The sequence below is a fragment of the Thermodesulfovibrionia bacterium genome (assembly GCA_030646035.1).
Taxonomy (GTDB): domain Bacteria; phylum Nitrospirota; class Thermodesulfovibrionia; order UBA6902; family UBA6902; genus JACQZG01.
This window is the reverse complement of sequence record JAUSMY010000036.1, coordinates 12986-31745: the sequence shown is the minus strand read 5'-3', so window position 1 is coordinate 31745 and position 18760 is coordinate 12986. Positions and strand designations below refer to the sequence as shown.

At 44.0% G+C, this 18760-nt stretch carries 14 protein-coding genes; 6 read left to right on the top strand and 8 right to left on the bottom strand.

Features of this window, described 5'->3' with window-relative positions; translation table 11 throughout:
• Positions 1-59 precede the first annotated feature (59 nt).
• Entirely contained in the window at positions 60-1472 is a 1413-nt protein-coding gene (gene glnA / locus Q7U10_05500; GenBank protein ID MDO8282066.1) for a type I glutamate--ammonia ligase, read from the top strand.
• A gap of 142 nt (positions 1473-1614) precedes the next feature.
• Here glnA and Q7U10_05495 read toward each other — a convergent pair whose 3' ends face one another.
• The 4 genes from Q7U10_05495 to Q7U10_05480 form a co-directional block, all read right to left on the bottom strand.
• The gene (locus tag Q7U10_05495; protein MDO8282065.1) at positions 1615-2025 is read right to left on the bottom strand and encodes a very short patch repair endonuclease; all 411 of its coding nucleotides are present in this window, start codon (positions 2023-2025) and stop codon (positions 1615-1617) included.
• Positions 2026-2034: 9 nt separating this feature from the next.
• Positions 2035-3159, bottom strand: a complete 1125-nt coding sequence (locus tag Q7U10_05490; protein MDO8282064.1) for an NgoFVII family restriction endonuclease — start codon at positions 3157-3159, stop codon at positions 2035-2037.
• 4 nt (positions 3160-3163) lie between these two features.
• Positions 3164-4879 carry a DNA repair protein RadC gene (gene radC, locus Q7U10_05485; protein ID MDO8282063.1) on the bottom strand — a complete coding sequence of 572 codons (1716 nt, stop codon included), beginning with the start codon at positions 4877-4879 and terminating at the stop codon, positions 3164-3166.
• A 234-nt stretch (positions 4880-5113) separates the two neighbouring features.
• On the bottom strand, positions 5114-5461 hold the full coding sequence (locus tag Q7U10_05480; protein ID MDO8282062.1) for a P-II family nitrogen regulator: 348 nt from the start codon (positions 5459-5461) through the stop codon (positions 5114-5116).
• Between the two features lie 157 nt (positions 5462-5618).
• On the opposite strand from Q7U10_05480, the gene glnE reads away from it, so the two are divergent.
• The 5 genes from glnE (at position 5619) to Q7U10_05455 (ending at position 14204) form a co-directional block, all read left to right on the top strand.
• A complete protein-coding gene (gene glnE / locus Q7U10_05475) occupies positions 5619-8378 on the top strand; it encodes a bifunctional [glutamate--ammonia ligase]-adenylyl-L-tyrosine phosphorylase/[glutamate--ammonia-ligase] adenylyltransferase (protein MDO8282061.1) in 2760 nt (919 codons plus the stop codon).
• Positions 8375-9463, top strand: coding sequence for an LptF/LptG family permease (locus Q7U10_05470; protein MDO8282060.1), 1089 nt, complete (start codon positions 8375-8377; stop codon positions 9461-9463). The genes glnE and Q7U10_05470 overlap by 4 nt, the downstream gene beginning before the upstream one ends.
• Positions 9460-10530, top strand: coding sequence for an LptF/LptG family permease (locus Q7U10_05465; GenBank protein ID MDO8282059.1), 1071 nt, complete (start codon positions 9460-9462; stop codon positions 10528-10530). The genes Q7U10_05470 and Q7U10_05465 overlap by 4 nt, the downstream gene beginning before the upstream one ends.
• A 101-nt stretch (positions 10531-10631) precedes the next feature.
• A complete protein-coding gene (locus Q7U10_05460) occupies positions 10632-11471 on the top strand; it encodes a universal stress protein (GenBank protein ID MDO8282058.1) in 840 nt (279 codons plus the stop codon).
• A 9-nt stretch (positions 11472-11480) separates the two neighbouring features.
• Positions 11481-14204, top strand: coding sequence for a cation-transporting P-type ATPase (locus Q7U10_05455; protein ID MDO8282057.1), 2724 nt, complete (start codon positions 11481-11483; stop codon positions 14202-14204).
• A 52-nt stretch (positions 14205-14256) separates the two neighbouring features.
• On the opposite strand, the gene Q7U10_05450 is transcribed toward Q7U10_05455, so the two are convergent.
• The 4 genes from Q7U10_05450 to ilvE form a co-directional block, all read right to left on the bottom strand.
• Positions 14257-15534 carry a hypothetical protein gene (locus Q7U10_05450; protein MDO8282056.1) on the bottom strand — a complete coding sequence of 426 codons (1278 nt, stop codon included), beginning with the start codon at positions 15532-15534 and terminating at the stop codon, positions 14257-14259.
• 187 nt (positions 15535-15721) lie between these two features.
• A complete protein-coding gene (locus Q7U10_05445; GenBank protein ID MDO8282055.1) occupies positions 15722-16726 on the bottom strand; it encodes a hypothetical protein in 1005 nt (334 codons plus the stop codon).
• 61 nt (positions 16727-16787) lie between these two features.
• Positions 16788-17798: a YncE family protein gene (locus Q7U10_05440; protein MDO8282054.1), complete on the bottom strand. Its 1011-nt coding sequence runs from the start codon at positions 17796-17798 to the stop codon at positions 16788-16790.
• An 87-nt stretch (positions 17799-17885) separates the two neighbouring features.
• Positions 17886-18755: a branched-chain-amino-acid transaminase gene (ilvE, locus tag Q7U10_05435; GenBank protein ID MDO8282053.1), complete on the bottom strand. Its 870-nt coding sequence runs from the start codon at positions 18753-18755 to the stop codon at positions 17886-17888.
• Positions 18756-18760 lie beyond the last annotated feature (5 nt).

Here is an 18760-nt window from a genome sequence, read left to right as displayed (position 1 = left end):
AAATTTAATTACTAAAAACTGTCAACTTATAGCTGACAATAAATCCAAAGGAGGAGAAAATGACACCACAAGAAGTGATCAAAATGGCTCAGAAGAACAATGCGGTAATGGCTAACTTCAAGTTCCTTGATTTCCCGGGGATCTGGCAGCATTTTGCTGTACCGGTTGCCGAACTGAAAGAGGAGATATTTGAAGAGGGCCTTGGTTTTGACGGCTCGTCCATAAGGGGATGGCAGTCGATCCACACATCAGACATGCTTGTATTGCCCGATCCGACAACAGCATTCATGGACCCGTTCATGAAGTACCCGACGATCAGCCTTATCTGCAATATCGTAGATCCGATAACAAAGGAGTTCTACACAAGAGACCCGAGATATATAGCTCAGAAGGCAGAGGCGTATCTGAAATCAACAGGCATCGGCGACACCGCGTATTTCGGGCCTGAGGCAGAGTTCTTCATCTTTGACGGCATACGTTTCGACCAGAACGCGCACAGCGGCTACTACTTTATCGACTCTGCAGAAGGCATATGGAATTCAGGCAGGGAGGAGAATCCGAACCTCGGCTACAAGCCCCGTCATAAAGAAGGATATTTCCCTGTGCCGCCGACAGACAGTCAGGTTGACATCAGGACCGAGATGGTAGTTGAGATGCAGAAATGCGGCATCTATGTAGAGAGAGAGCATCATGAGGTTGCAACCGCGGGACAGGCTGAGATAGATATGCGGTTTGATTCCATGGTGAAGATGGCAGACAAGAACATGATCTTTAAATATATTGTTAAGAATGTCGCAACCAGGCACGGCAAGACCGCAACATTCATGCCAAAGCCTCTCTTTGGCGATAACGGCTCTGGAATGCATGTGCATCAGAGCATATGGAAAGACGGGAAGCCTCTCTTCGCAGGCAACGGATATGCGGGACTTAGTGAGATGGCATTACACTATGTCGGCGGAGTATTAAAGCACGCAAAGTCGCTTGCAGCTCTGACAAACCCGACCACCAATTCCTACAAGAGGCTCACACCCGGATTCGAGGCTCCGGTCAACCTTGCATATTCAGCAAGAAACCGCTCGGCATCAATAAGAATACCGACCTATTCAGCAAACCCGAAGGCAAAGAGGGTTGAGGTAAGGTTCCCTGACCCGTCATGCAACTCCTACCTCGCGTTTGCCGCGATGCTCATGGCAGGCCTTGACGGAATTGAGAACAAGATCAATCCGGGAGAGGCTATGGATAAGGATCTCTACGACCTTCCGGCAGAAGAACTCAAGAATATCCCGCAGATGCCGGGCTGTCTTGACGACGCGCTTGACGCGCTTGAGAAGGACCATAAGTACCTCATGAAAGGAAACGTCTTCACAGAAGATGCCATTACAAAGTGGATAGACTACAAGAGGACAAATGAGGTAGACGCGCTCAGGCTCAGGCCGCACCCGTACGAGTTCTTTATGTATTACGATATTTAAGAGATTATCAATAGCAAAACAAAAAGGCTCAGGCTGATGATTCAGCTTGAGCCTTTTTATATTTAATTACTAATATGCATCAACCAAATGTTTATAAAGAGATTGAAAGTTCCGTCAACCCTTTTCATAACTCTGCCCTTTCTTATTCTTTTCTCAATCTGCTTTTTAAAATAAGTTTATCAACTATAGTTTCTGCATCTTTTTTCTTAAATTCATGCTCCCAAATTCTATAAATTCCCCAACCTGATTTTTTGTAATGTTTATTTACTTCTTTGTCTCGTTCTTTATTTCTATTGATTTTTTGATTCCAATACTTCAAATTGCTTTTTGGCAAGTAGCCATGTTTTGGACAATTATGCCAAAAACAAGAATCTATAAAAATAACGGTTTTATACTTCGGCAAAACGAGGTCGGGCTTACCAAAATATTTACTGCTGTTTTTTCTGTATCTAAAACCTTTTTTCCAAAGGGCTTTTCTAAATAGAATTTCAATTTTTGTGTCCTTGCTTCTAATTTTAGACATGATTTCGCTTCTTTTTTTCTTCGAAAACATGTCCATATGCTACAAGTTAAAGTTTTCTTTAAAATTATCATAGGTTCCAGTTGCGGAAAAATTAATTTCAAATTGATTGTTGGAAATTTTATCTATTCTCACCGAATCAATTCCAAATAATTGCAATTTATCATAAGTGGCTAATTCTCCCTCTCTTAGTTTTAACCCATCTCTCAAAATCAATTTTCCTAATTTCCTATTAGATTTAGTCATCAAAGCCTTTCCGCCTGCCTGGCATATTTTTGATTCTACATTTTCGCCATCTGGAAATTTTAAGAAAAATGGCGTATCTCGACCTGGAAAGAACTTAGGGAAGTTACGATGAATTTCTGCTGGAATTGGGATATAAACCTCATTAGGATCTCTCGGTCTTCCCCCAGCATTCCACTGATTAAGTCCGCTTTTTTCAAAAACTGTCTGCTTTCTGCCATAAAGCGGTAAAAATATAGTTTGTTTTATTTTAACTTCTCCCTCAAATCCAATATCTTTGATATTCAGTAATTGTTCGAGTTCAGCAAGCGGATCCTTTAAAATTTCAATGTCAAATTTATGCAAAACTGATTCAGTTATAAATCTTTTTGTCAGTGTGCTTTTTGAAACTAAAAACGAATAATCATTTTTACCGTCTTGAAAAGATATTGATCCTTTATTCATTTTAATATTTTTGATGTTGCCGATTTCAATTTTATGCATCGGTTCCTCAAAAATTAAAAATTTACCTTTATCTCTTAATACGCAATGGTAAATGGAATTTTCCAGTCCGTGAGCTTTTTCTGTAAAATTTATTCTTGCATTTCTTAATTCAGCAATTTTAAAAACAAGTTTTTCAGCGTTTAATTTTTCATACAAAAATCTATCGCTGTTAAATTCAGCCACTTTTTGGAAAGTTCTTGAATTGCCGACTAAAAATGTCTTTAAACCAATCCCAAGGTTATTTTTTTTTGCGTCAGTCGAAACATCGCTCCTTGATAAATCTTCCGCGAGAAAAGATTTACAAAATATTTTCTCCGCAATTCGGTAATACAGATATGGAACAGCAGAATCTGAAAATAAATTAGAAAGACAACCTGCTATTTTAAGAAGTTTTTTATATTCTATTTGCTGTTGTTTTGGCTGATTAGGGAAGAAAATCATATTGTTAGATTAATGCTTTTTTAATATTAACAGCAACCCGCTCAATCACTGGAATAGAAACAGAATTGCCAAATTGCTTATAACGACTAGAATCTGCGATATTCGGCAATTTAAAATCTTCGGGGAATCCTTGGAAATTAGCGCATTCTCTGGGTGTTAATTTACGTATTCCTTTTTTATCAACTATTATTGGCACATTATGTCCGCCCATTCCCATATTCGCTGTTAACGTGGGGCATACATTATTTTTATTTTCTCGCACATATTGTCGCCGCCATTGGTATATGGTATTTTTCTTAACAACTTCTTTTTTTAGTTTTGCATAAAGAGATTTGCCATTATAGTAATATTTTTCTTCAACATTTTCTTCTAGGCAGTCATTAATAGTTTTTGTAAGAATAATCTTATCTGGGAAGGAAAAATTGTTAAATGCTTCTTGATCTAAAAAGCCGACAATATAAATACGCTCTCTGTTTTGCGGTATGTTACCGTATTCCATGGTGTTTAGCACTTTATCTACAACATGGTACCCGAGTTTTTGCAACTCACTGTAAATAATGCTTATTGTCCTCCCGTCATCGTGGGTTTTAAGATTTTTTACATTCTCAAGCAAAAAAGCTTTTGGTTGTTTGTCTTTTAAAATTCTTACTATCTCAAAAAATAAATTGCCCCTGCCGTCATCCGAAAAACCTTTTCGGTATCCAGCAATTGAAAAAGGCTGGCAAGGAAACCCTCCTGTTAAGATATCGAAATCAGGAATTATATTGGATGAAATTTTAGATATGTCGCCAAGGACTAAAGATTTTTGATCGTCAGAAAGATTTAAATCGTAAGTAATCTTGCAATCCTTATCAAAGTCGTTTGAAAAAACGCATTCAAAGCCAGCTTTTTCGAAACCGATTTTTATTCCACCTATTCCAGCGAACAAATCTAAGATTTTTATTTTTTTTATTGCCCCTGCTTCTTGGTTGTTATATGCATTTTTCTTGTCTATCAATAAGTCGAGAAGTGAAAATTGCACTCCATCGGAAATGTAAAAATCTTGCTTCTTTTCTCCCCGCAAGTATTCAAAAAAACTGTAGTTTTTTTCATCTCCTATAATAATAAAATCAAGAACATTCACGCCCATGATTTTTCCTGCTTCAACAATCTTATTAAAAACTTCTTTGTCTTGCTCGCTTGGCATTGGGTCGCCAGAAGGATGGTTGTGAAGCAATATAATACCAGCCGAGCGCAATTCAACAGCTGGTCCAAAAATTTCTCTGGGATGTATTAAGCTTTTATCAAGCGTGCCGATGGATATTATTTCCTTTTTAAGCAAAGCATTTCTTGCGTTGAGATAAAGGCAAACCAAATATTCTTTTTTCTTTTCTTTTAAATTGGAATTTAAAGCAATGGCGTCCTTAGCAGTTAAAATTAAATTTTCCTGCGGTTTCTTTTCGTCATAAAATCTTTTAACCAAAGCAATTGACGATATAATCTGCAACGCCTTAGCTTGACCAATTCCTGAAATTACAAGCAAGTCATCTATAGTTAAATTTAGGAAATTACTGCCGTGTTTTTTGATAATTTGTTCGGAAAGCTGTTTGACATTTTTTCCTTTTATCCCGCTCCCGATAAGAATAGCCAAAAGTTCGCTTTTAGAGAGCGCGTCGGAACCCTTTGCTAAAAATTTCTCTCTCGGTCTGTCAATTTTTGGAATATCTTTAATTTTTGACATAGTTAATTAGTGTTGGGTTAACTGTCTATATTATTGCAAATTGGCGTTAATTTTTAAATAAATCATTTTCGCTTGCGGAGATAAGCGGGACAAGCTAAAACACCTCATGTCTACTCTTGAAATAAATAAGAAAACTTACTTTATTCATTAGTTAAGAGCAGATTGGGAAGAATTTATAAAGAAATAAATTTATTTCACATACTGAAAGATTAACGATCCAGATATTACTATCCTCTAAATCGCCGACTCTCCCCTCTCGCCTGTCCTTATCCTCAGCACTTCTTCAAGGTTATAGACGAATATCTTGCCGTCTCCTATCTCTCCTGCCACTCCTGTCTTCGCGGCCTTCTCTATCGCAGTTACCACCTCATCGAGCTTATCATCAGTGACAGCTACCTCTATCTTTACTTTAGGCAGGAACTTCACTTCATACTCAACTCCCCTGTAAACCTCCATGTGCCCTTTCTGCCTGCCAAAGCCTTTGACCTCAGTGGCGGTCATGCCCACGGCGCCCATGTCTGTCAGCGCCTTTCTTACATCATCTAGCTTAAAATGCTTTATAATAGCCACGATCATCTTCATAGTATTTTCCTCCGGTTTGGATTATTCTATTACAACTTCAGATATCGGTTATATTAGCAAAAAATCATTAATTATGCCCTTAAAAGACAAAATACTCTGCCGATAACGAGTCATGGTTATTAATAACGATACATTAAAGCAAATATCAGAGGCCGCTATGAAGTCTTCAGACCCGAAGCGGGCCGAGAGAAACCTTGTAAGGTTCTTTGAACAGAATCATGAGAACAGGCTTGGCCAGGAATATCTTGAAATTACAGCCAGGCTCTTTGCATCAAGCCAGTTCCTTGCGAATTTCGGCATCGCCAATCCTGAAGAGCTCTATTCGGCGATAGATGAAAGCAAAGATGTGATTACAAAAGAGCTTCTTCAGGCAAGGGCTGTTAAAGAACTCATCTTTGATGAAGGCGCAGAGACAAATGATGTAATGAAGGCGCTGAGGATTTTCAAGAAGTGTTATCTGCTGAGAATAACCTTGCGAGATCTTTCAGGGGAAACAGATATTCAGACTACAATGCATGAACTCTCCTCCCTTGCTGAGGTGGTAATTTCAGAAGCGCTCTCCTTCTCTTTCAAATTCAATCAGTCAAGATTCGGCGCGCCTTCTGAAAGCGCGATCACACTCATAGCCCTTGGAAAGCTTGGAGGGGAGGAACTTAACTACAGCTCGGATGTTGATCTGATAGCTGTTTATGCTGATGATGAGGGAGAGACGTCAGGCGTTGCAAACCCCTCAGGCGTGATCTTCAACAGGATAAGCAACCATGAGTTCTATTGCAAGACAATAGAGCTTTTCAGCAAATTGCTCTCTGCTCAGACTGAAGACGGGGTTGCATACAGGGTTGACCTGAGGTTAAGGCCTCAGGGACAGAAGGGCGACATAGCCCTGCCTGTGAAGGCATATCAAACTTATTACGAGTCATGGGGACGGACATGGGAGAGGATGGCGTTGATAAGGGCACGGCCTGTTGCAGGCGATATCGGCCTGGGCGTAGCGTTCATGAAGACAGCAGCCTCATTCGTCTGGAGAGAGACGCTTGACTTCTCTGAGTTAGAGGAGATAAAAGGATTAAAGAAGAGCATTGACTCGACATTTTCACGCGATGATATCAAGCGCGGTTATGGCGGCATCAGGGAGGCTGAGTTCTTTGTCGAGACATTTCAGCTTCTCTTTGCCGCAAAGAACAGCTCTTTAAAGACCTGCAGGATACTTGAAGCCATTCAAGCGCTTATAGATATGAAGATGATCCCGGAAGAAGACCTGACGATCCTCTCGCAAAACTACCTTTATTTAAGGCGTGTTGAACACTATCTTCAGATGAAGGAAGACCTTCAGACACACACGCTCCCTTCATCTGATGAAGAGGTCGAGGCGCTTGCGAAGAATATGGGCTTTTTGTCCGGGGATGATTTTCTTGCAGACCTGCGTGTGAAAAGGATGCAGGTCAAGTCAATGTACAACGGACTGCTCGGCACCACAGAGGATGTCCATGCAGAGGCGCTGAATCTGCTGGAAGGCGAGCTGAAAGATAATGAGCTCAGGAGCTACCTCTCATTCAGAAAGGTGCGGAAGCCGGATCAAAGCCTGATGAATCTCAATAAGATAAGAGAGCATATGCGCGTCTTCCGCACGATGCAGGAGCGTTCTCTCTCAAGAAAGGTAATGCCCCAGCTTCTTGAAAGCGCGCTGACGGCTGAGAATCCTGACAGCGCTATTGCCGGCATCGAAAGCCTTCTGACATCATTCGGCATGAAGACCGCCCACCTTACAGCTCTTGTGGAGCAGAAGGAGCTGATGACAGGCATTATCAAGATATTTTCTTTGAGCTCTTATCTTTCAAGGATCTTCCTCAGCAGCCCGCACTATTTTAATATGCTGATCGAAGACTGGTTCATATATAAGACGCTCAAGTCTATAGAGGAAAAACTCCAAAAAACAACACGTGAAAATAAAGATTTTAATTTCCAGGCCGCAAGGTTCAGGAGGCTTGAAGAGGTCAGGCTCGGAATGCTCTTTCTTCAGAAGATACTTGATACGGAAACACTCTTCAGGGATATGTCATATCTTGCTGAAGCGGTCATTAACGTGATAACTGATAAATATATTCATAGCGGGCTTTCTGTTATTGCGCTCGGGAAACTCGGCGGAAGAGAGATGACCTTCGGCTCTGACCTTGATATAATCTTTATAGCAGAGACGCCTGAGGCAGCTTCAGCAGCTGAGAAGATCATGAAGTCGCTGACATCATATACTGACGCCGGGCTGCTCTACAGCGTGGATACAAGGCTGAGGCCTGACGGTTCAAAAGGCAGCCTTGTCAAGGATATAAAAGGATATAAAGATTACTATCTTGAGAAGGCGCATCCGTGGGAGCTTCAGGCGCTCCTTCGTGCAAGGCCTGTGGCAGGCGATCCGGAGATCGGAGATGAGTTCCTTTCAATGGCTTCATATGTGATCACAAAGAAAGGCATTGATGTGAAGAAGGAAGAGATAGCCGGGATGAGACAAAGGATAATGAAAGAGCTCTCGCGGGAGTCTGACGGCATTGATATCAAGCTCGGGCCCGGAGGCATAGAGGAGATCGAATTTCATGTGCAATATCTCCAGCTTCATAATGCGGCAAAATACCCTGAAGTGCTTGTACAGAATACGCCTGCCGCTATCAAGAGGCTCGCCAAGTTCGGGATAATATCCGAGCAGGAAAAGACGATCCTTCTGGATGCGTATGAATACCTGCGGAAGATCGAGACACTTATGAAGCTGAACAGCATAAATATCATCAACTCTGATCCTGACTTCATAGAACCTGCAGCCCTCTTTATGGAGCATAAGAAGAGTGATGAGTTCCTATCGCGGCTGAGGTCTGTGAGAGAGGGCGTGACCAAAGTTATCTTTGATGTTATAGAATATAAGCCATGATAATCCACAGACTGATATTCAAAGAACTCTTCAAGAACTTCATGGTGGCGATATTCTCCCTCTCCGTGATCCTCTTTATGGAAAAGTTCGTCAGGCTCACAAAGCTTGTCATGGGCAAGGGCGCAGACATGAAAGATATCATCAAGGTATTTCTCTATCTTCAGCCGTCGATACTCCTGCTCTCGATCCCGATGGCGATACTCATATCGATATTCCTTACATACGGAAGGATGTCTGCTGACAACGAGATCGTCATATTGAAAGGCAGCGGCATGAGCTTCGGCGGCATAGCCAAATCATCTGTAACCATCTCAATACTCGGCTTCATCATTCTTCTCTTTGTCAGCCTTTATCTCTCCCCTCTCAGCACGCGCTTATTTAAGGAGACGCTACATGAGGCTATCACAAAAAAGGCATCCATGGCGCTTGAGGAAGAGACCTTTTCAAAGGTATTTAAAGACACCGTGATCTATGTAAAGGATATGCCTTCAAGAAATGAATTTAACGGCATCTTTTTATATAATGACTCGGAAAACCCGGCCAAAAACCCGGTCATTATCGTAGCTCAGAACGGGTCCATCAGCTCAAACATTGATGACGGCACGATAAAACTGAGCATGAACAACGGCCTGATCCACACCTACAACAACGAGAGCTCTTCGGAGATAAGATTTTCCCAGTATGACTTTATCCTTGCCTCAGGCATTAATACCGTAAGCCAGTCAAAACCCGCAGAGATGGAGACCACGGAACTGTGGAAAGGCAGAAATAACAATCTGCCATGGAAGATAGAGCTTAACAGGAGGCTCGCCATACCTTTCGCCTCTCTCATCTTCGGCTTTCTCGGCCCGGCGCTTGCGAGCAGGATGGGAAAGATGGGCAGGATGGGCAGCTTCTCATTCAGCCTCACAATACTTTTATTGTATTACCTCTTCCTGATAATGGGAGAAGGTTTTGCAAAGGCGGAAAAGATACCCCCGTTCCTGAGCGGATGGGGGCCTAATATCTTTTTCGGGATCATCGCCGTATTCTTCTGTTATCTGGCATATAAAGATAAACCCATAAAAGCACTTCGCCCGTTATGAGCATACTGCGCAGATATTATTTAAAAGAGTTCTTCAAGTTCTTCCTGATATTCATATTCACCATCACCGCTATACTTGTGATCGCAGAATTCTTTGACAAGGCAGATGAATTCTATGCCAATAAAAGCCCTGTTTATCTCACGTTTCAGTACCTTATATATAACTGCCCTAAGTTCCTTCTCTACGCATCGCCTATGGCATCGCTTTTTTCCATACTCATTACTATCGGCATAGCTTCAAACCTGAGAGAGACGGTAGCCATCAAGGCAGGCGGTGGAAGCCTCAGGAAGCTCTTCTCATCTTTCCTTGTGCTCGGCGCCATTATAAGCGTCTTTACATTTATTATCGGAGAGACAGTCGTGCCGGCGGCAACAAGAAAGGCTGCCTATGTCAGAAGTGTAAAAATATTAAAACGGTCTCAAGTGGTCACCTTCAGGGAAGAGGCGCTCTGGCTCAAAGGGCTGGACGGAAGCCTCATCCGCATAAAGGATTTTGTCCAGGACAGCGACAAGATACTCCAGACAAGCATATTCAGCTTTGATCCATCTTTCAAGCTCCAGAAGAGGATCGAATCAGAAGAGGCAGAGTGGTCAGACGGGGCATGGAAGCTGAAGAACTCAACTGTATTTGACCTTGATACCCAGATGAGGGAGAAACATGATTCTCTCGTCTCCAATGCTATGGACGAGCCCAAGATATTCAAGGAAGAGGTAAAGAAGCCTGATGAGATGAACTTCATCGAGCTTCGCGATTATTACAACAGGCTGGAAAACTCAGGCTTCAAGAACCTCAAATACAAAGTCCAGCTATATGAAAAGCTGGCATATCCCACGATCAATTTTGTGATGATAGTATTCGGCGTAGCCCTTGCCTTAAACACAAGATGGGGCGGCGGCGTCAGGGCCGCGGGACTCGGGATCGTCGTGACCATCCTCTACTGGCTCACCTATTCAGTAAGCATCTCCCTCGGAAACACAGGAGCGATAGTCCCGTGGCTCGCTCCATGGATCGGCCCTGTTGCATTCGGTATTGCCGGGAGTTTGATGTATGTGAATATTAAGGAGTAGGATTGGTGCTCTCTCAATAGAGCATTTATGAATTAGTTATATTAGAAACCTGCCTATCCACAACCATTGACACCCTGCCTTAATAGTTATATATAAATATCATGGCCTATAAAAATATACTCGCCGCTGTGAATGAATTTTCTAACTCTGAGATAGCTGCGCGGTATGCCATCACCCTTGCGAAGTCATCAGAGGCAAAGCTCTTTCTCGTCTTTGTAGCGGAAGAGAATATCGACAAGGATAGGCTGCGGCATGCTGAGGCTGCGCTTGAGAGGCTCTTTATCGAGGCTGAAGAGAACAGCGTTGAGGTTGAGAGCATTATCAAGAGCGGAGAACCAGCGGAGAAGATACAGGAGATCGTGAATGAACATGATATAGACATCGTCTTCACAGCCACAAGAAGGCAGGATGTGAAAGCACGTTTTTTCGTAAAGACCCTTTCAAGGCAGCTGATGATAAAACTCCCATGCGCTGTTGCGATGGTGAGGGTTGTAAAGATGGGAGGCACGCATCTGAAGAACATACTCGTGCCACTGCGCGGCAAAACAGCAGGGCTCAAAGAAAAGGCATACTTTGCCGCAAAGCTTGCCGAAGGCATGGGCTCGGGAGTAACGCTGCTGCACACACGCAAGCCGGCTAAGAAATTCTTTCACGGCGAGGTGCGCCTGAAGCCGGTGGAGAGGGATATTCACATCCCGCAGGATATCAAGGAGTTTTCAGAATACCTGTATAAATACAAGATCCCTGTTGAGAAGAAGATAGAATACGGGGGAGTTGCGCGGAGCATAACGGTAGAGGCGGCCTTCAGAAAGAATGACCTCATCGTAATGGGGGCGAGTGAAAAAAGCCTCCTTAGTTCCATTGCAAGGGATAATCCTGTTGAACATGTCCTGCGCGATACGCCGTGCAATCTGATAATATTCAGAGGAAAGAAAAGCTGACGACCCATCATGAACATACACAACCTCTCAATAGAAGTCGCGCTCAAAAGCCTTCTCACCTCTGCCAAAGGCCTTTCCGAATCTGAAGCGTCAAAACGGCTTCATGAATACGGGCCAAATGAGATAAAGGAAGTAAGGAGAACACCTCTCTACAAAAAGTTCATCGCACAGTTCACACATTTCTTAGCCATCCTCCTCTGGATAGCTGCGGCGCTCTGCTTCTTCTCGGAATACATGCATCCGGGCGAAGGGCTGCTCTCTCTCGGCATAGCGATATCAGTGGTCATACTGATCAATGCGGTCTTTACATTCATACAGGAATACCGCGCTGAAAAGGCTGTAGAGGAATTGAAGAAACTCCTGCCGTTCAGGGTAAAGGTATTGAGAGACGGTGCGGCAAAAGAGATAGAGTCCGGCAATGTGGTGCCCGGAGACATGATGCTCCTCAGTGAAGGCGACAAGGTGCCGGCAGACGCGAGGATCATTGAATCAAACCGCCTGATGGTAAACAACGCCCCGCTCACCGGCGAGTCGGATGCAAAGCAGAGAAAACCTGACGAATTTTCTGGCGAGTTTTTCGAGAGCACTAATGTCGTATTTGCCGGAACCCTTGTTGTAAGCGGCAACGGCAAAGCGGTTGCATTTGCAACAGGCATGTCAACTGAGTTCGGTAAGATAGCCCATCTGACAGGAGGGGTTCAGGAGTTATTGAGCCCTCTTCAGAAAGAGATCACCAGGGTGACAAAGATCGTCGCGGTCATTGCGATGATAACTGGCATATCATTTTTCTCTCTGGGATTTTTTGTAGGAAAGGGCTTCTGGCAGAACTTCCTATTTGCGATCGGCATTATTATCGCGAATGTGCCTGAAGGCCTTTTGCCTACGGTCACGCTCTCGCTTGCAATGGGGAGCCAGAGGATGGCGAAGAAGAAGGCATTGATAAAGACGCTCAATTCCGTTGAGACGCTCGGCTCTGTCACAGTCATCTGCACTGACAAGACAGGCACGCTTACACAGAATAAGATGGAGGTTCAGAAGATATGGAGATTAGAAAAAGAGGGGTCAGCAGTTCCCTCCCCTGACATGCTTATGGCAACCGCATCCCTCTGCAACAATGCGACTTTTGAAAATGATATTTACAAAGGCGATCCCACCGAGGTAGCAATCCTGAAAGCTGCAAGAGAGGCTATCGGCGACCTGCATTCTGAAAGAGTTTACGAGATACCTTTTGATTCAGAGAGAAAGAGGATGACAACGGTAAACACCCCCCCTTCGCCCCTGCTTAAGGCACCTACTGTTGGCCTTGCAAATGGGGGAACTTCATTTATCCCCTCCTTTACAAGGGGGGGCGAAGGGGGGGTAGTTGTTTTCACCAAAGGCGCCATGGAGACGGTCTTTCCGCTATGCAATTCAATTCTTATAAACGGCAAAGCTGAGGCGATGAGCGAGGATAATAAAAATACGATTACTCAGGCTTATCACTCAATGATGGATGAAGGATTAAGAGTTATCGCATTCGCGTATAAAGAAATAAAGGAAGATGGGAAGATAGGAAAATGGGAAGATGAGGTTTTAGAAAAAGACCTCGTCTTCACAGGCCTGATGGGGCTTCAGGATCCGCCACGGCCGGAAGTGCCGGAAGCTATAAAAAAATGCAAGGCAGCAGGCATCAAGGTCATCATGATAACAGGCGATGCGGGCAGGACTGCCACTGCGATAGGCAGGCAGATCGGGCTTGTCAAAAATGAGCCCGTCCTTATTGAAGGGCATGAGATGAATGCCATCACTGACAATGAATTAAGAGAGAAGCTTTCAGCAGAAGAGATCATCTTCGCGCGCATGACGCCCCTTCATAAGATGAGGATAGTCTCTGTTCTGCAGGATGAAGGAGAGCGTGTTGCCGTGACCGGTGACGGGGTCAATGACGCACCTGCGCTGAAGAAGGCGAACATCGGCATTGCGATGGGGATAACCGGGACAGATGTTGCAAGAGAGGCTTCTGATATGATCCTGCTTGATGATAATTTCGCCTCGATCGTCAATGCGGTAGAGGAAGGAAGAAGCATATTTTCGAATATCAGAAAATTTATCAGCTACATATTTGCATCCAATATTCCTGAGGCTGTACCGTATATCGGATATATCATCTTCAATATCCCTCTGCCTCTTACAATTATGCAGATACTTGTTATCGACCTTGGGACAGACCTCTTCCCCGCGCTTGCGCTTGGCGCTGAGAGGCCGACAAAAGATGTTATGAGCCAGCCTCCGAGAGGCCCGGAGGAAAGGCTCCTGAACTTTAATACGCTTGGCAGGGCATATCTATTCCTCGGCCCTATTGAGGCGCTTGCCGGCATGTTCGGATTCTTCTATGTGCTCAACTCCGGAGGATGGCAGTGGGGAACGATGCTTCCTGCGAATAATTTACTTTATATACAGGCAACAACAGCATGCCTTGCCGGAATTATCATCTCACAAATTGGAAATGTCTTTGCATGCCGTTCATCCAGGGAATCTGTCTTCAGCATCGGTTTTTTTTCAAACAGGCTGATTTTACTCGGCGTGATATTAGAGATAATCCTTTCGGCATTTATCATCTACAATCCTATTGCAAATAAAATCTTCGGGACAGCCCCTCTGGGACAGAAGGTATTGATAGTCTTGATTCCTTTCAGCATCGGCCTGTTTTTAGCAGAAGAATTGAGGAAGTTTTATGTCAGGAGATTTTTGTGAAAATAATAACAGGCGGCAGGAATCTCCCTGCCGCCTGTTTTTTGATTATCAATTATGGTTCAGGAGTCTCTTCGCAGGTAAATGAAGCAATCAGGTCATCAGCTCTTTGGAGCAGTCCATCTCCTGTCTCTCCGTTAATCTCACCTGTTTTAATATATTTATTTACATACATCTTGAACTGCTCAATATATCTTACGGCATAGTTTAGTGACCGGATGTCTCCATCAATCGCTGCAGGCATTCTGTTAAAGCAACTGTCCAGTGTACCTTTAAGCCTGATTCTTATACTGCGCAGCGCAACTTCTGTGTTAACAGAATCATAAAGATCGTTAATGATTTCATAGGGGTCAGAGCATGTAAATGTTGCTGTGCAGGTCTTATCAGCATCCATCGTCACCTGCCCATCGGCATCACAATCCCCGCTCCAGCCTGTGAAGGTGTAACCGGCATCAGCTGAAGGTGTAAGGCTTACTACAGTGCCATCATCATAGACCTCTGAGCAATCACCGCCGGATGTGCCATTGGTTATGGTGCAGTCAATGCCGGTTTCAGATACAGTGCCTGAGCCGTTGCCGGAGCCTGTAATGGTAAGAATAAAAGATTCGTATTGTTCAGGCCCTATAAACTGACCAAGGGCAGAAGGCCCAATCCCTACCGGCACTGTCGCAACAACTGTATTGGTTGCTGTGTCTATGACAGAAACATTGTTGCTGCTCTGGTTTGCCACATAGGCCCTTGTGCCAGCCGGATTCACTGAAACGCCAAAAGGCCCAATCCCTACCGGCACTGTCGCAACAACTGTATTGGTTGCTGTATCTATGACAGAGACGTTGGCGCTCTCGGAGTTTGTCACATAGACCCTTGTGCCTGTTGGATCCACTGAAACGCCAGGAGGACTGGTCCCTACTGCCACTGTCGCAACCACTGCATTGGTTGCTGTGTCTATGACATAGACATTGTTGCTGAAGAGGTTTGCCACATAGACCCTTGTGCCAGCCGGATTCACTGAAACGCCATAAGGATTGGTTCCTACCGGCACTGTCGCAACCACTGCATTGGTTGCTGTGTCTATGACATAGACATTGTTGCTGCCGACGTTTGTCACATAGACCCTTGTGCCTGTTGGATTCACTGAAACGCCAACAGGACTGGTCCCTACTGCCACTGTCGCAACCACTGTATTGATTGCTGTGTCTATGACAGAGACATTGTTGCTAAAACCGCTAGCGTTTGTGATATAAGCAAAAGGCGCAGCCTCTGCTTTCGCTCCAATGAGCGAAATTGCCGCTAAAAGAATCACTGCTAAAAAATCTGCTTTAAACCTTAACATGTCCTTACCCCCTTGTTTTTGAAATAGAGTCAGTCGCTGAGTCGATGGCGTACTATATTGCATTTCTATTATGATTGTAAAGAAAAAAATATTTGCTTTAGGCAAGATGGTAATAAATGGAAAAGCGAAAAAACAAAAAGGGCCGGCAGAATGATCCGCCGGCCCATGAAATCAGAATATTTAAAATTTAGTTGATCGTAATGCCCCAGGGCGAGCCTGAGTAAGTGCTGTCAGTTGCAGGTGCGAGCTTGATCGTAGCGACTACTTTATTGCTTGTCGTGTCAACGACCGAGACAGAAACATCCTCGTGATTTACTACATAGAGCCTGTTGCTCGCTGAATCTACGGCAACTCCGATAGGGCCTTTGCCTACAGCTATATCAGCGATGACCTTATCTGTGGCTGTATCTATGACCGTTACAGCGCCTTCCTCTCTCTTGCTTACATATGCCCTGTTCTTTGGATGGTCAACTGCGATATACCAGGCGGTATTGCCGACCTTTATGGTGCTGAGCTCTTCCATCTTTTCTGTATCAAATACCTGAACAGAGCCTTTGCCGTGTACCGCTACATAAGCCTTGTTCTTATCTACCGCAACCCCTAAAGGCGTATCAATGACCTTCAGGGTCTTCACAACCTTATGATCGGCTGTGCTGACAAAAGCGACCGTCCACTCGCCTGAATTACTTACAAAGAGGTTCTTCCCGGCAAGCTTAAGATCGAACGGACCGACTCCTACATCGATCTGCTTCAGGACCTTGGCTGTCTTCAGGTCAATTACAGAAAGCGTGTGGCTAAGGTTCTTTCCATCGACCATGTTCTCCGCGTCAGCAACATATCCTATACCGGCAGCTGTATCAAGCGCTATAGCCATGGGGCCTACACCGACTTTCATATTAGCTACAACCGAATTACTCTTAAGGTCAACGACTGATACGCTGCTGTCGCCTGTGTTCGAATTAACTACATACGCCTTGCCTGAAGCAGCATCCACCTCAATGCCCGCAGGCCAGACACCGACCCTTATCGTGTTGATGACCTCATTTTTTGCAGGGTCAATAACCGATACCGTATTGTTGCCAGAGTTTGTGACATAGATAAGTTTGCCTGTGCCATTAGCCCAGACAGGAAGGGCAAAGACCGCAACTGCAAAAATTGAGACTGCTAATATTCCCAGACTTTTAAATTTCATTTACTCTCCTTTTGATCTATTTATATTATTTCATACTGTTAATACAGCATCCTGAATAAATCTAATCCACAGCAACATCCCAGGGCGATCCTGCATACGGACTGCTCGGGGTAAGGCTCAGTTTTATAGTGTTAATGACAACATTATTTTCCGTGTCTATAACTGAAACGCTGATGTCCTTGTGGTTTGTAACATAGGCACGGTTGTTGGCAGAGTCAACAGTAATGCCAAGCGGGTCATTGCCGACCTTTATAGAGCCCATGACCTTATTTGATGCAGCATCAATTATACTGACGATATCAGCCGATCTGTTAGGAACATACAATCTGTTATGCGCAGTATCAACCCCTATGTACCACGGGTTCTTCCCGACGCTTATAGATGCAGCAACCTTGTTGCTTTCAGGATCTATGACTGAGATGCTGTTGCTGTTATGATTGGCTACATATATCCTGCCGCTGGCAGGGCTGTACGCGGCGCCAAGAGGCACATTGCCGACAGGTATTGTTGCTATAACTGAATTCTTCTTCAGGTCAATTACAGATACTGTGTCTTCTCCTGAATTGACGACAAAGAGCCTGCTTCTTTTCGGGTCAAGGGCCAGGCCAAAAGGCTCCTTGCCGACCTTTATATTGCCTGTCGCAGTATTATTCCCTATGTCTACAATTGATATTGTATTGTTATTATTATCCGTATTAGTGACATATGCCTTTTTTGATGCGGTATCCAATGCTATATGCATCGGGCCTGTTCCCACTTTGATAGTGCCGACCAGAGAGTTGCTCTTAAGGTCTATTACTGAGACATTATTATCTGAAGGGCTTGAGTTGACAATGTAAGCCTTATGGGATTCATGGTCTATCGCAATACCTGCCGGCCATACACCAACCCTGATCGTATTTACAACCTCTGCCTTTGAAGCATCGATGATAGATACGGTATTATTGCCGGCATTGGTAACATAGACCATTCTGGCAGGTGCGGTGCTCTTAGCTATCGCAAATAAAGGCGCTGCCATTATTAAAAACAGACAAAAAGAAAATAAAAAGATCCTTATATTCCTTACCATCATTTTCCCCCTTATTTTGTAGATAACCTTTTTATATGCAGTGCTTATTACGGCTCGCTATCCATTTATATAGTTTTATGGCTTTACTTGTCAAGCCTTATATTGTTGCTTTACGTATTCAGCAACTTTTCTTTTGTACTCCTGATGGATGGCCTTTGTGATCTTGCCGGGGCCGCTGCCGATCTTTATATCGTCTGCCTTTGCAACAGGCATTACCTCCATGGTCGTGTTTGATATAAAGACTTCCTCAGCGCCATAGATATGAGCGGGCCTGAACTTTCCCTCGCGAACCTTTATTCCAAGCTCTTTCGCAATGCCGATAATTGCCATGCGCGTAATACCGTTGAGGATGCCGACACTGACTTCAGGGGTATAAAGGGTTCTGTTCTTTACAAAAAAGATATTGCTTATTGTGCCTTCGGTAATATAGCCGCTGTAATTCAGCATGATCGCCTCATACGCGCCCCTCTCTTTCGCCTCTATCTTTGCGAGTATATTATTCAGGAAATTAAGCGACTTGATCGCAGGGTCAATGGACTTGTTGAAGTTCCGCCTGGTATTCACTATGGCGACATTCACGCCTCTCTTATAATAAGCAGCAGGGTATCCATGAAAGGGATTGGCGATAATAACGAAGGTGGGTTTTGGACAGAGTGCCGGATCCAGCCCTATAGGCCCCTTACCCCTTGATACTGTTATTCTTATATAGGCATCAGACAGCCTGTTCGCCTTACCCGTCTTATTTACAGCCCTGATTATCGTTTCAGGAGTTTTGGATATATCCAATCTGATAAGAGCTGCGGAATTAAAGAGCCTTTCAATATGTTCTTCGATCTTAAAGACCACACCATCATACGCCCTGAGAGTCTCGTAAATACCGTCGCCATAGAGAAAACCGTGGTCAAAGACAGAGACAACCGCCTTGCTGTCAGGAACAAGCCTGTTATTCAGGTAGATCATAGAAA